Consider the following 13,675-nt stretch of genomic DNA (forward strand, 5'->3'; position numbering starts at 1 on the left):
TCACACTGGTTAAATGTTAGCGCTTATCATTTTAGGGTAAAGGCATGGTACAGGCAACAAATTTAGACAAGTCGGCAGCGCCGGTGGTCACCGAAATGCGCGTGATTCCGGTGGCGGGCCACGACAGTATGCTGCTCAATTTGTGCGGCGCGCATGCGCCATACTTCACCCGCAATCTGGTGCTGTTGAAGGATAGCTCCGGACATACCGGCATGGGGGAGGTTCCCGGCGGCGCAGGCATATTGCGGGCGCTGGAAAACGCCGTCCCGCTGGTGGTCGGCACGCACATCGGCCGCTATAACCGGACCCTCAACGGCATCCGCGACGCCATCGCCAACAAGGATGTCAGCGGCCAGCAGTATCAGGTGACGTCCGAGGCGGAGGCCCAGGTCCTCAAACAGCCGCACGAGATCAACCTGCGGCTGGAGAACGTGGTCACCGCCGTCGAGGCGGCGCTGCTCGATCTGCTCGGCCAGCACCTGGGCGTGCCGGTGTGCGAGCTGCTGGGCGCCGGCCAGCAGCGCGACAGCGTGCCGATGCTGGCGTATCTGTTCTACATCGGCGACCGCCATCGCACCGACCTGGATTATCTGGCCGGGCAGGGCGCGGCAAACGACTGGTACCACATGCGCCACCAGGAGGCGATGACGCCGGCCGCCATCGCCAAACTGGCCGAGGCGACGGTGGAAAAATACGGCTTCCGCGATTTCAAGCTCAAAGGCGGCGTGATGCACGGCGCCGAGGAGATGGACGCGGTCGCGGCGATCAAGGCGCGCTTCCCCGATTCCCGCGTGACCTTGGACCCCAACGGCGCCTGGTCCTTGCGGGAAGCGATCGAGATTTGCCGCGGCAAGGGTCACTTGCTGGCCTACGCCGAAGATCCCTGCGGGCCGGAGAACGGCTATTCGGGACGCGAAACCATGGCCGAATTCCGCCGCGCGACCGGCATACCGACGGCGACCAATATGGTGGCCACCGACTGGCGCCAGATGGCCCACTCGCATTTGCTCGGCGCGGTCGACATTCCGCTCGCCGATCCGCACTTCTGGACCATGCAGGGCTCCGTGCGGCTGGCGCAGCTTTGCCACGAATGGGGCCTGACCTGGGGCTCCCATTCGAATAACCATTTCGACGTGTCGCTGGCGATGTTCACGCATGCGGCGGCGGCGGCGCCGGGTAAGATCACCGCCATCGATACGCACTGGATCTGGCAGGAAGGCCAGGAACGGCTGACGCGCGAACCGCTGCAGATCGTCGGTGGCGAGGTCCAGGTGCCGCAGGCGCCGGGCCTTGGCGTCGAGCCGGACATGGACCGCATCGAGGCCGCGCACGAACTGTATAAAAAGGTGGCGTCCAGCGCGCGCGACGACGCGCTGGCGATGCGCTACCTGGTGCCCGAATGGACGTATTACCCTAACAAACCGAGTCTGGGACGCACATGAAAAATCAATTGAAGCACGCGCCAACGGCGGTCCATCTGCCGGCCGACCTGCCGCAGGCACTGCTGGTAGGCCGCGTATGGCGCGACGATGTCAACGGCCCGTGCGTGGTGGTCGTGCGCGACGGCGAAGTGTTCGACATCACCGCCGGCAGCCCCACTGTCGCCGATCTGCTGGACAGGGACGACCCCGCCGGCTTCGCGCGCACCGCGCAGGGCGAGCCGCTGGGCCGGGTGGAGGCGCTGATCGAGGCTGCGCTGAGCGCGGACGCCTCCACGCACAGTCCGCGCCTGCTGGCGCCTTGCGACGTACAGGCGATCAAGGCGTGCGGCGTGACCTTCGCGGTCAGCCTGCTCGAACGCGTGATCGAAGAACAGGCCGGCGGCGACGCGGCGCGCGCCGATGCGCTGCGCGTCACCCTGCTCAAGGATATCGGCGCCGATCTGTCGGCCATCAAACCCGGTTCGCCGGAAGCGGAAAAACTCAAGCAGCAGTTCATCGAGCGCGGCGCCTGGTCGCAGTACATGGAAGTGGGTATCGGGCCATATGCGGAGGTGTTCTCCAAGGCGCAGCCGATGTCGGCGGTCGGCTTCGGCGCCGACGTCGGCCTGCACCCGGATTCGAAATGGAACAACCCGGAACCGGAGATCGTGCTGGCCGTGAACAGCCGCGCGCAGGCGGTCGGCGCCACCCTCGGCAACGACGTCAACCTGCGCGACATCGAGGGCCGTAGCGCGCTTTTACTGGGCAAGGCCAAGGACAACAACGGCTCGTGCGGCATGGGGCCATTCATTCGGCTGTTCGACGGCTCCTTCACCATCGACACGGTGCGCGGTGCCGAATTGCGGTTGCTGATCGAGGGCGCCGATGATGGCTTCCGTCTCGACGGCGAAAGCCGCATGCGCGAAATCAGCCGCGATCCATTGGACCTTGTGGCGCAGACCGCCGGCGCGCACCACCAGTATCCCGATGGTTTCATGCTCTTCCTCGGTACGATGTTCTCGCCGATCAAGGACCGCGGCGCCCCCGGCGCGGGCTTCACCCACAAGCTGGGCGACCGGGTCAGCATCGCCAGTCCTGCGCTCGGAACGCTGGTCAATCACGTGCAGCGCAGCGACGCCATCGCGCCATGGACCTTCGGCGTGCGCGCGCTGTACCGCAATCTGGCGCGACGCGGGCTGTTGGGGGAATAACTTAACGATCGTCATAGCGGGACCGGTATCAATACTAATAAAACGGAGATGAACAAGATGGTCCAAGCAACTTCCGCGCGGAAGAAGATGGTGTATGCGACGTATCCCAACCTGGCACATAAGCGCGTGTCGATCGCCGGCGGCGGCAGCGGCCGCGATTACTTCGTCGATGCAGGGTGGTACGGCGCATGAGTACATTCCAGATCGAACCCGAATGCATCTGGGCCCTTGGCGCGACGCTGGGCGAAGGCCCCGTGTGGCACTCCGAGAAAAATGCGCTGTATTTTGTCGATATCAAGCAGCACAGGGTGCACCGCTGCGGCGAGGACGGCGGCTTGCGCCAGAGCTGGAGCCTGCCCGATGAAGTGGGCTTTGCGCTGCCGATGCGCGGCGGCGATTTCGTTTGCGGCCTGCCGGGCCAGTTGATGCGGTTTTCGTTCGACAGCGGGGCTCTGGACCTGCTGCACGAAGTGGAGACGGATTTGCCGGGCAACCGCTTGAACGACGGTTATATCGACCGCCACGGCGCCTTGTGGTTCGGCTCCATGGACAACGCCGAGGTGCAAGCCAGCGGTTCGCTGTACCGCGTGCAGCGCAAGGGGCAACCACGCCGCAAGGACAAGGGCTACGTCATCACCAACGGGCCGGCCTGCAGTCCGGACGGCCGCACCTTCTATCACACCGACACCCTCGAAAAGACCATCTATGCCTTCGATATCGACGATGCCGGTCATTTGACCAACAAGCGCGTCTTCGTGCGGATCGCGGGCGAAGGCTACCCCGATGGCACCACCGTCGATTCCGACGGCGCCGTGTGGATCGCCTTGTTCGCCGGCGCGCGCATCGAGCGCTACTCGCCGCGGGGTGAGTTGATCGATACGGTGCCGATGCCTTGTTCGAATATCACCAAGATCGCTTTCGGCGGCCATGACCTGCGCACGGTGTTCGTGACCACGGCGCGCAAGGGCTTGTCGGAGGAGGAGTTGGCTACGCAGCCGCTGGCCGGCGGCCTGTTCCGCTTCCGCGTGCCGACGCCGGGCCAGATCCAGCACCAGTTCTGAAGATCGGGTTTTCACACCCCTGAAATCGTTTTCATATTATAGTAATGCAAAAAGTAGCATCGGAAGACCAACTAAAAACAATTGGAGACGCAGCACATGAAAAGTAACCGCAGGCAGTTCCTGTCCTCGATGACCGGCGTCGCCGGCCTGTCCATGATGTCGGCGCCGATGGCGCTGGCGGCGGCCGCGCAGGCGCCTTACAAGAATCCTTCGCTGCCGCTGGAAAAACGCGTGGACGATCTGCTGGGCCGCATGACGCTGGACGAGAAAATCGCCCAGCTGCAGTGCATCTGGCAGAAGAAGACCGAGATGCAGGACGCCGCCGGCGAGTTCTCCGCCGAGAAGGCCAAGAAGAACTACCCGAACGGCATGGGCATGCTGGGCCGTCCATCCGACCGTCAGCTCGGCCAGGCCGCCGGCGCCGGCGACACCGGCGAAAAGGCCAACCGCAACGCGCTGGAGACGGCGAACTACGTCAACGCGGCGCAAAAATGGGCGGTCGAGCAGACCCGCCTTGGCATTCCGATGCTGACGCACGAGGAAGCGCTGCACGGCTACGTCGCGCGCGACGCCACCAGCTTCCCGCAGGCGATCGGCCTGGCCTCGTCGTTCGACCCGGAGCTGGTCGAGAAGATTTTCAGCGTGGCGGCGCGCGAGATGCGCGTGCGCGGGGCCAATCTGGCGCTGGCGCCGGTGGTCGACGTGGCGCGCGAACCGCGCTGGGGACGCATCGAAGAGACCTACGGCGAAGATCCTTACCTGTGCGGCGAGATGGGCAAGGCGGCGGTGATCGGCTTCGCCGGCAAGGACAAGATCCTGGCCAAGGACAAGGTCTTCGTCACGCTCAAGCACATGACGGGCCACGGCCAGCCGGAGAGCGGCACCAATATCGGCCCGGCCGAAATCAGCGAACGCACGTTGCGCGAGGATTTCTTCCCGCCGTTCGAAAAACTGATCAAGGAAACCAATGTCGGCGCCGTCATGCCGTCGTATAACGAGATCGGCGGCATTCCGTCGCACGCCAACCACTGGCTGCTGCACAAGGTGCTGCGCGAGGAGTGGGGCTTCAAGGGCCTGACCGTGTCCGATTACTTCGGCATCAAGGAGCTGGTCACGCGCCACAAGCTGGCCGCCGACTCGAAAGAGGCGGGCCTGCTGGCGTTCAAGGCCGGCGTCGACGTCGAAACGCCGGACGGCGAGGGCTATCTGACGCTGGCGGCGCTGGTGAAGGAAAAGCGCATCAGCGAAAAAGAGATCGATGTCGTGGTGCGCCGCGTGCTGACGTTGAAATTCCAGGCCGGCCTGTTCGAGCAGCCGTACGTCGACGCCAAAGTGGCCGACAGCCTGACCGCCACGCCGGACGCGATCGCGCTGGCGCGCCTGTCGGCGACGCGCACGCCGGTGCTGCTAAAGAACGACAAGGGTCTTCTGCCGCTCAACGCCAAGAAGGTCGGCAAGGTGCTGCTGGTCGGGACCCATGCCAAGGACACACCGATCGGCGGATACTCCGACATACCGCGCCATGTGGTCTCGATCTACGACGGCCTGCTGGGCGAGAGCAAGGCGCAGGGCTTCGAGCTGGCGTATTCCGAAGGCGTGCGTATCACCGAGGAGCGCATCTGGGGCAAGGACGAGATCAAGTTCGTCAAGCCCGAGGTGAATGCGAAGCTGATCGCCGAGGCGGTGCAGGCGGCGAAATCGGCCGACACCATCATCATGGTCCTGGGCGACAACGAGCAGACCAGCCGCGAGGCGTGGGCCGACGAGCATCTGGGCGACCGCGCAAGCCTGGACCTGATGGGCCAGCAGAACGATCTGGCGGCGGCGATCTTCGCGTTGGGTAAGCCGACGGTGGTGTTCCTGTTGAACGGGCGTCCGTTGTCGGTCAACCTGCTGGCCGAGAAGGCCGATGCGCTGATCGAAGGCTGGTACATGGGGCAGGAGACCGGCCATGCCGCCGCCGATCTGCTGTTCGGCCGCGCCAACCCGGGCGGCAAGCTGCCGGTGTCGATTGCGCGCAACGTCGGCCAATTGCCGGTGTTTTACAACCACAAGCCTTCGGCGCGCCGCGGGTATATCGACGGCAGCACCAAGCCGCTGTATCCGTTCGGTTTCGGACTGAGTTACACGACCTTCGATATCTCGGCGCCGCGTTTGACCAAGGAGTCGATCGGCATTGCCGGCTCGACGTCGGTGCAGGTCGATGTGACCAACACCGGCAAGCTGGCGGGCGACGAGGTGGTGCAGATCTACATCCGGGATGATGTCAGTTCCGCGACGCGGGCGGTGCTGGAATTGAAGGCGTTCAAGCGCGTGACCTTGCAGCCGGGCGAGAAGCGCACGCTGACGTTCGATATCAAACCGTCGGATTTGTGGTTCTTTAACGCGCAGATGAAACGGGTGGTGGAGCCGGGGAGTTTTACCATCCACGCCGGTCCGGATAGCGTGAAATTGAAGTCCGTGAAGTTGATGGTGGGGTAAAAAGCAAAATGGCGGGTTGCGCGAAGCGCGTAACCCGCCATCTCCGACTTACCGGTAACGGTACAGTTTCACCTTCTGCATCGTGAAGTCGCCGGTCACCAGCATGATCTGACGCCCCTGGTGGATCTCGTCGCCATTGAGCCAGCGGCCATCCTTCCATTTGCCGTTCTCGTAGGTCCCTTCGGTCACCTTCTCCAGCCCGACCTGATCTCCCGCGCCGGTGGCATCGGTGAACTTCACCGTCAGCCCTTTACCCGCCAGCAGGAATTCGTCGTCCGACAGTTTGATGATCAAGCCGCCGCAACCTTCCAGGTCTTTGCTGTCGGTCTTGGCCCACGGGTTGCTGAAGCTGACCTGCAAGTTGAAGCCGCCCATGGTCACCTGCTGCGGCGCGGCGTCGACCACGCCGTCGTACGACACCTTGGCCTTGAAGCCGCGCATGTTGCCGCTGCCTTGTACCTGATTGATCAAGGGCGTCAACTGGCGCAGAAGGCGGTACGCCTTCGGCAGCGGATCGGTGGGCTCGCTGTCCTCGACCCCGAAAGGCGAGAAGCCGAACGCATCGAACTCGCCGATCGCATAAAAAGCCTTGGCCGCCGCGTCATGCCGGCCGGCGTTGTCGGCCTCCGGGATGAACAGCGGATTGTCGGCCCGTTTGAACTGCGGCGCCCAGTCGGTGAAGTTGGGGAAGTAGGTGTCGATGGCCAGTACATCGATCGAGGGCGCGCCGGCCTTCCAGATGTCGAACAGGTGCGGCAGCGGGCCGGCGCTCGGATACTCGCCCGGCTTTTTGCCGGGGCGGTTCAGCGCGGCGTTGACGTACATCGGCAGCGGATAGGCGGCCTTGCCGGCGGCGGTCATGGTTTCCACGAAGGAGGCGTAGCCCCAGGCCTGGAAGACTTCCTCGGCCGCCACCGACGTGCCGAACACCTCGGCCCAGGTGCCGCTGGTGCGGTGGCCGTTGGCGGCCCACAGCGCTTGTACCGACGGGTGCAGCCTGGCGCGGTTGGCACCCAGGTAATCGGTCAAGGCCTTCGGCACCTGGCCGGCGATGGCGGCGTTGGCCAGCGGGCTGTAATCGCGCACGTCCGGCAGCATGCCGATCTCGTTCTCCACCTGCACCATGACGACGGTGCGATCCGCGTCGACCTGTTTGAGATGCGCCAGCAGCGCGCGGTAGGCGGCGGTGTCGGCGGCCAGCGTCTTGGGACTGAACGGCGTCAGCACCTCTTGCGGCGCGCCGTTGCGCGCGAGCGAGCGCGGGAAGCGCTGGGCGTCGCGCTTGACCCACGGCGGCACGTAGGTCGACATCGAATTCTTCCAGGCGCCGAACCACAACAGGATCAGCTTCTTGTCGTTGGCGCGCGCCTGTTTGAGCATACCATCGAGGACGGTGAAATCGAAGCGTCCTTCGACCGGTTCGATCTGGTCCCACTGCACCGGCGCCAGCACGGTGTTCAGTTCCGCGCCCTTGAGCGCGGGCCAAAGCTTGTTCAGATAGGGCAGGTGGGAAGCCGACGAATTATGCAGCTCGCCGCCGAGGATCAGGAAAGGCCGGTCGTTGACCATCAACTGCGTGGCCGTGCCTTGCTTGCGCAGATAAGGGACGGAATCGGCCGCCAGTGCGGCGCCACTCTCCAGCAGAAACAGCGCCAAGGCGCAGGTCAGCGCGGCGCGTCGTGTTGGTGCTCGCATGGTGCTCCTGAAAATTCGGTTAAAAAAAAGACACCGCCGCTGTCACGCGACGGTGTACAAACTGCCCCGGGGCGGGGCAGGAGAGCTAGAACCCGTTACAGAAAAAATGCGAATCATTTGGATAAAGCTAAATGATTGCGCGACCATTTCAGTGTAGGTTCGACCCCCCGGGCTTGTCAACATAAAGTTGCCAAAAAATGTTGGACGCAATCATTCGGTGTGGCCGAGGCGCTTATTTGACGAAATTATCCTTGATCATATCCACCACGTCGCTGCCGCGTCCGCTGAGCACCGCCTTAACCGAGTACAGCGCGGTGCCCAGCACCTGGGACGCTTGTATGTTCGGCGGCATAACCAGTTCGAAGCGGTCGGTCGTCACGTCGAGCAGCGCGGGACCCGGGTGCGCCAGCCACGCCTGCACCTCCGATTCCAGTTGCGCCGCCGATTCGACGCGGCGCCCGTAGATGCCGATCGCCTCCGCCACCGCCGCGAAGTTGGGATTTTTCAGTTCGGTGTAGGCGTCCAGCAGGCCTTCGACCTTCTGTTCCAGCTCGACGAATCCCAGCGAGCCGTTGTTGTAGACCGCGACCTTGATAGCGATGTTCTCCTGTACCGCCGTGATCAAGTCGCCCATCATCATGGTCAGGCCGCCGTCGCCGGACAGCGAGATCACCTGGCGCTGCGGGAAGGCCTTCTTGGCGCCCAGCGCTTGCGGCATGGCGTTGGCCATGGTGCCGTGCGTCAGGCTGACCAGGGTGCGGCGCTTGCCGGTAGCGCGGGTATGGCGCAGCACCCATACCATCGGCGAGCCGCCGTCGGCGGTGAAGATGGCGTCGTCGTCGGCGTGCTTGTCGATCAAGGCGGTCAGGTATTGCGGGCGGATCGTGGTGCCATCACCCGGCGTGGCGCGCTCGTTCAGGTGTTCGACCGCCTGTTGGTGCCGCTCGACGCAGTGGTCGAGGAATTCGCGGTCGCCGCGTATTTGCACGCGCGGCAGCAGCGCCGCCAGCGTGGTGGCGATGTCGCCGACGGCGCCCACTTCGACCGGGTGGCGCCGTCCGAGGTGTGTCGGATCGATGTCGATCTGGATGATGCGCGCGTGCGAAGGGTAGTACTGGCGCCAGGCGAAGTCGCATCCAAGCAGTAGCAGGGTGTCGCACTCGGTCACCGCGTGGTAGCCGGAGTCGATGCCGAAGATGCCGGTCATGCCGACGTTGTAAGGGTTGTTGTACTCGACAAAATCCTTGGCGCGCGAGGTGTGCGCGATCGGCGCCTTGATACGCTCGGCCAGCGCCGTCAGCTGGCCGTGCGCGCCTTCGCAACCGGAACCGGCGTAGATCGCGACCTTCTTGCCGTCGTTGATGATTTCGGCGATGCGGTTCATTTCCGTGTCCGAGGGCCTGGTTTGCGGCTGCGGCAGGTGCACCGAAAAGTGCGGCTCGTCGGCCGCCGATTCCTTCGACAGGTCGACCGGCAGGATGATCACCGCCACGCCGCCCTTGGTCATCGCCGCCTGCGCCGCCATGGCGGTGATGCGCCTGGCGTGCGCCGGCGTGCGGATCTCCTGGCAAAACACGCTGCACTGGTCGTAGATAGGCTTGTAGTCGACTTCCTGCGGGAAGTCGGTCCCCAGTTCGTCGCGGGTGATCTGGCTGGCGATCAGCACCACCGGCGAGCGGTTGCGGTGCGCTTCGAACAAGCCGTTGATGAAATGCAGGCTGCCCGGCCCGCAGGAACCCGCGCACAAGGTCAGGCGGCTGGCGACGATGGCCTCGGCGCCGGCGGCGAAACCGGCGGCTTCCTCATGGCGCACGTGCACCCATTCGATTTCGCTGCGGCGGATGGCGTCGGTGATGTAGTTCAGCGAATCGCCGGGTATGCCCCAGCAATGCTTGGCCCCGGCTTGCTGCAGGGTTTCGATAACGACTTCGGCGACTGTTTTGGCCATGACTGGATTCCCGTTTCAATGATTGGATCAGTGCAGTTTATCGTTGGTAACGCGGAAGGAGCGCACGCGTCTTGGTGTCTTGACGATAGGCAACGCCACAGTGGCGGCCGGCGCAAAAACCTCTGGCGGGAACGCTGCGGTTGGCGATCCGGTACGTTGCCGTACATACTAATTTGCGCGAATCGATGATGCTGGGTTTAAATTATCATAGGAACGTTTTATGGCCAAGCACCGCCCTTCAAGCCCCGGAGAACAGTCCGGTTCCGCCATCGAGACCGCCGACTCGGGCTATGTCCGCGTGCGCGGCGCGCGCGAGCACAATCTCCAGAATGTCGATGTCGACATCCCGCGCAACGCGCTGGTGGTGTTCACCGGCGTCTCCGGTTCCGGCAAATCGTCGCTGGCTTTCGGCACCTTGTATGCGGAGGCGCAGCGGCGCTATCTGGAGTCGGTGTCGCCATACGCCCGGCGCCTGTTCCATCAGATGGCGGTGCCGGAGGTCGACGCCATCGACGGCCTGCCACCGGCGGTGGCGTTGCAGCAGCAACGGGGCGCCCCGACCACCCGTTCATCGGTCGGCAGCGTCAGCACCTTGTCCAATTCGTTGCGCATGCTGTATTCGCGCGCGGGCGACTATCCGCCCGGCCAGGAGCTGCTGTACGCCGAATCGTTCTCGCCCAATACGCCGCAGGGCGCGTGCCCGCAGTGTCATGGGCTGGGACGTGTGTACGAGGCCACCGAGCGCTCGATGGTGCCGGACGACACCCTGACGATACGCGAACGGGCGGTGGCGGCGTGGCCGACCGCCTGGCACGGACAGAATCTGCGCGATATCCTGGTGACGCTCGGCTACGACGTCGACACCCCGTGGCGCGAGCTGCCCAAGAAGCAGCGCGACTGGATCCTGTTCACCGACGAGCAGCCCACCGTGCCGGTGTACGCCGGCCTGACGCCGGCCGAGGCGCGGCGCGCGCACAAGCGAAAGGAGACGCCGAGCTACCAGGGCACCTTCACCGGCGCGCGCAAATACGTGCTGCAGACATTCGCCGGCACCGAAAGCGCGATCATGAAGAAGCGCGTGTCGCAGTATTTGGTCGGCATGGATTGCCCGACTTGCGAGGGCAAGCGGCTGCGCACGGAATCGCTGTCGGTGACATTCTGCGGTCACGATATCACCGAAATCGGGCGCCTTCCCTTGCAGCGGTTGGCGCAGTTGCTGGAGCCTTACGCGGAGGGCAAACCGCCGGCCGCCAGAACCAAGGCCAGGGCGAAGGATGCCGAACGCCATCCGGAGAAGGCCATCGTCACGCAGCGCATCGCCCAGGATCTGGTGGCGCGCTTGTCGGTGCTGCTGGACCTCGGCTTGGGATACCTGAGTCTTGAACGCGGCACGCCGACCTTGTCGCCCGGCGAACTGCAACGGCTTCGGTTGGCCACGCAGGTCCGATCCAGTTTGTTCGGCGTGGTGTATGTGTTGGACGAGCCGTCCGCAGGGCTGCATCCGGTCGACACCGAGGCGCTGCTGCGGGCCTTGGACAGGCTCAAGGCGGCGGGAAATTCGCTGTTCGTCGTCGAACATGCGCTGGACGTGATCCGACATGCCGACTGGATCGTCGATGTGGGACCGCAGGCCGGCCAACAGGGCGGCCGTGTGCTGTATAGCGGGGCGCCCGATGGGCTGGCCGACGTCACCGAGTCGCGTACGGCGCGGTATCTGTTCGAGCGGGTGGAGCGATCGTCCCGCCAGGCGCGCGCGCCCGGCGACTGGTTGCGCCTGCGCGGCGTCGAGCGCAACAACCTGCATGGCGTGGACGCCGATTTCCCCCTCGGCGTGTTGACCAGCGTGAGCGGGGTGTCCGGTTCCGGCAAGTCAAGCCTGGTGAGCCAGGCGCTGGTCCAGCTGGTGCTGGCTCAGTTGGGACAGAGCGCCGCCGCCACCGAGGCCGACACCGATCTGGTCGAGGCGGCCCTTGACGATACGGGCGGCGGCGATGTGCGCGGCCGCATCGTCGCCGGCATGAAGGGGGTGCGGCGCCTGGTGCAGGTCGACCAGCGGCCTATCGGACGCACGCCGCGTTCCAACCTGGCGACGTACACCGGTTTGTTCGACCATGTGCGCAAACTGTTCGCCGCCACCAAGTCGGCGCGCGCGAAGCATTACGATGCGGGGCGGTTTTCGTTCAACGTCGCCAAGGGCCGCTGTCCGAACTGCGCCGGCGAGGGATTCGTCATGGTCGAGCTGCTGTTCCTGCCGAGCGTCTACGCGCCGTGCCCGGAATGCGAAGGCGCGCGCTACAACCCGGAGACGCTGGCGGTGCGCTACCGCGACCGCAATATCGCCGAGGTGCTACAAATGACGGTGGACGCGGCGTGGGAGTTCTTCGCCGAGGAGGCGCCGTTGCGGCACGCGCTGGACGTGTTGCGGGCGGTGGGGCTGGGTTACTTGCGGCTGGGGCAGCCGGCGACCGAGCTGTCCGGCGGCGAGGCGCAGCGGATCAAGCTGGCCACGGAGTTGCAGCGCGCCAGCCGTGGCGACACGTTGTACGTGCTGGATGAACCGACCACGGGTTTGCATCCGTCGGACATCGAATTGCTGATGACGCAGCTGCACGGCTTGGTGGATGCCGGTAACACGGTGGTGGTGGTCGAGCACAACATGCAGGTGTTGGCCGACAGCGATTGGGTCATCGATGTCGGCCCGGGCGCGGGCGAGGAGGGCGGCGGGATCGTTGCCGCCGGTTCGCCGGACGTGCTGGCCAAGGACAAGCGCAGCCGCACCGCGCCCTATCTGGCCCGCGCATTAAACGGAGCGGCGCCGGCGCGTTAATCCGCCGCGCGCAGGGCCGGCGTGAGCAGCAACGCCGTGCAGTCGTCCGCCTGGCAGCCGTAGGCGAGGATCTGCCCCCGCTCGTTGATGTCCCACGCGGTCTCGACGACCCAACCCGATGCCGGGTCGATCAGCGAGTTCAGGTCCCGCATGACGCCTCCGGTGTAGATGAAGCCATGGCTCGCAGCGTTGGGGTCCGCGAGGAGCGACACGCCGACGACCTGGTCGCGCGAGTTGATGCCTTGGGCGATGCTGAAGGTGCCCCCCAGCGTGCCGAGATCCCGCATCGCACCGTTGGCGTAGAAGAAGGCGTGCATGGCGCCATCGACGCGCTCGGCGTGACCGACGACGTGGCCGCGGTCGTTGTTGGCAAACGCGATGCTGGTCACACCGCCCAGTGTTCCGAGATCCCTGATGTTGCTGCCGTCATGCAGGAAGGCGTGCGCGGCGCCGTCGGCGGTGGACGAATAGCCGACAACCTCGCCGCGGACGTTGATATCGGTTCCGAAGCTGGCGTCGCCGCCAAGCGTTCCCAGGTCCGTCATGACGCCGCGCGTGTAACGAAAGGCGCGCCACGATTCGCTGCTGGTGGCCGCGCTGCCGGCGATTTGGCCGGCGTCGTTGATGCCTTGCGCGTCGGAACTGGAGCCGCCCAGCGTGCCGATGTCGCGCATCGTGCCGTTCGAATACAGAAACGCGCGCGACTGTCCCGCGCTGGTGTACGCCTGCCCCACGATCTGGCCGCGTTCGTTCAGATCGCTGGCATAGCTGTAGCCGCCATCTTGGGGCCGTAAAAATGTGACGTTGCCACGATCGTACATTATCGCCTGCGTGGTCCCGTCGACGACCGTTATCCCCGCGATCTGGGCGCGGTTGTTGAGGGCGGTCGCAAAGATATTGCCCGACGGGCCGCGCAGCGCGGTGATGTCATAGCGGTTCTGCGCCTGCGCGGCGCCGGACAGCAGCATCAGCATCGCCAGCCGCCACAGCGGCCGGATTTTGTTGGACAGGTAAGCCATGGTGTTTTCTCC

At 64.8% G+C, this 13,675-nt stretch carries 9 protein-coding genes; 6 read left to right on the forward strand and 3 right to left on the reverse strand.

Going from position 1 to position 13,675, the window contains the following annotated elements; genetic code table 11:
• Positions 1–44 precede the first annotated feature (44 nt).
• From BMX85_RS12290 to BMX85_RS12305, 5 genes are all read left to right on the forward strand, one after another.
• A complete protein-coding gene (locus BMX85_RS12290) occupies positions 45–1,442 on the forward strand; it encodes an enolase C-terminal domain-like protein (RefSeq protein WP_090318008.1) in 1,398 nt (465 codons plus the stop codon).
• Positions 1,439–2,632: a fumarylacetoacetate hydrolase family protein gene (locus tag BMX85_RS12295; RefSeq protein ID WP_090318011.1), complete on the forward strand. Its 1,194-nt coding sequence runs from the start codon at positions 1,439–1,441 to the stop codon at positions 2,630–2,632. The genes BMX85_RS12290 and BMX85_RS12295 overlap by 4 nt, the downstream gene beginning before the upstream one ends.
• A 48-nt stretch (positions 2,633–2,680) precedes the next feature.
• Complete coding sequence (locus tag BMX85_RS30460; RefSeq protein WP_177196732.1) at positions 2,681–2,824, forward strand: hypothetical protein; 144 nt, start codon at positions 2,681–2,683, stop codon at positions 2,822–2,824.
• Positions 2,821–3,693 (forward strand): SMP-30/gluconolactonase/LRE family protein, encoded by an 873-nt coding sequence (locus BMX85_RS12300; RefSeq protein WP_090318014.1) that lies wholly within the window; start codon positions 2,821–2,823, stop codon positions 3,691–3,693. Before BMX85_RS30460 ends, BMX85_RS12300 begins: the two co-directional genes overlap by 4 nt.
• Positions 3,694–3,789: 96 nt before the next feature.
• The gene (locus BMX85_RS12305) at positions 3,790–6,174 is read left to right on the forward strand and encodes a glycoside hydrolase family 3 N-terminal domain-containing protein (RefSeq protein ID WP_090318017.1); all 2,385 of its coding nucleotides are present in this window, start codon (positions 3,790–3,792) and stop codon (positions 6,172–6,174) included.
• Between the two features lie 48 nt (positions 6,175–6,222).
• On the opposite strand, the gene BMX85_RS12310 is transcribed toward BMX85_RS12305, so the two are convergent.
• Positions 6,223–7,869, reverse strand: a complete 1,647-nt coding sequence (locus BMX85_RS12310; RefSeq protein ID WP_090318020.1) for a GH35 family beta-galactosidase — start codon at positions 7,867–7,869, stop codon at positions 6,223–6,225.
• 232 nt (positions 7,870–8,101) lie between these two features.
• Positions 8,102–9,817, reverse strand: coding sequence for a thiamine pyrophosphate-dependent enzyme (locus BMX85_RS12315; protein ID WP_090318023.1), 1,716 nt, complete (start codon positions 9,815–9,817; stop codon positions 8,102–8,104).
• Positions 9,818–10,037: 220 nt separating this feature from the next.
• On the opposite strand from BMX85_RS12315, the gene BMX85_RS12320 reads away from it, so the two are divergent.
• Positions 10,038–12,644: an excinuclease ABC subunit UvrA gene (locus BMX85_RS12320; RefSeq protein ID WP_090318025.1), complete on the forward strand. Its 2,607-nt coding sequence runs from the start codon at positions 10,038–10,040 to the stop codon at positions 12,642–12,644.
• On the opposite strand, the gene BMX85_RS12325 is transcribed toward BMX85_RS12320, so the two are convergent.
• Entirely contained in the window at positions 12,641–13,663 is a 1,023-nt protein-coding gene (locus BMX85_RS12325) for a hypothetical protein (protein ID WP_090318028.1), read from the reverse strand. The genes BMX85_RS12320 and BMX85_RS12325 overlap by 4 nt on opposite strands.
• Between the last annotated feature and the right edge of the window lie 12 nt (positions 13,664–13,675).

Source organism: Duganella sp. CF517, assembly GCF_900110275.1.
GTDB lineage: Bacteria > Pseudomonadota > Gammaproteobacteria > Burkholderiales > Burkholderiaceae_D > Rugamonas.

Coding starts and splice junctions, on each gene's coding strand:
- BMX85_RS12315 (WP_090318023.1), bottom strand. CDS start 9,817: ATGGCCAAAACAGTCGCCGAAGTCGTTATCGAAACCCTGCAGCAAGCC.
- BMX85_RS30460 (WP_177196732.1), top strand. CDS start 2,681: ATGAACAAGATGGTCCAAGCAACTTCCGCGCGGAAGAAGATGGTGTAT.
- BMX85_RS12325 (WP_090318028.1), bottom strand. CDS start 13,663: ATGGCTTACCTGTCCAACAAAATCCGGCCGCTGTGGCGGCTGGCGATG.
- BMX85_RS12310 (WP_090318020.1), bottom strand. CDS start 7,869: ATGCGAGCACCAACACGACGCGCCGCGCTGACCTGCGCCTTGGCGCTG.
- BMX85_RS12295 (WP_090318011.1), top strand. CDS start 1,439: ATGAAAAATCAATTGAAGCACGCGCCAACGGCGGTCCATCTGCCGGCC.
- BMX85_RS12300 (WP_090318014.1), top strand. CDS start 2,821: ATGAGTACATTCCAGATCGAACCCGAATGCATCTGGGCCCTTGGCGCG.
- BMX85_RS12320 (WP_090318025.1), top strand. CDS start 10,038: ATGGCCAAGCACCGCCCTTCAAGCCCCGGAGAACAGTCCGGTTCCGCC.
- BMX85_RS12290 (WP_090318008.1), top strand. CDS start 45: ATGGTACAGGCAACAAATTTAGACAAGTCGGCAGCGCCGGTGGTCACC.
- BMX85_RS12305 (WP_090318017.1), top strand. CDS start 3,790: ATGAAAAGTAACCGCAGGCAGTTCCTGTCCTCGATGACCGGCGTCGCC.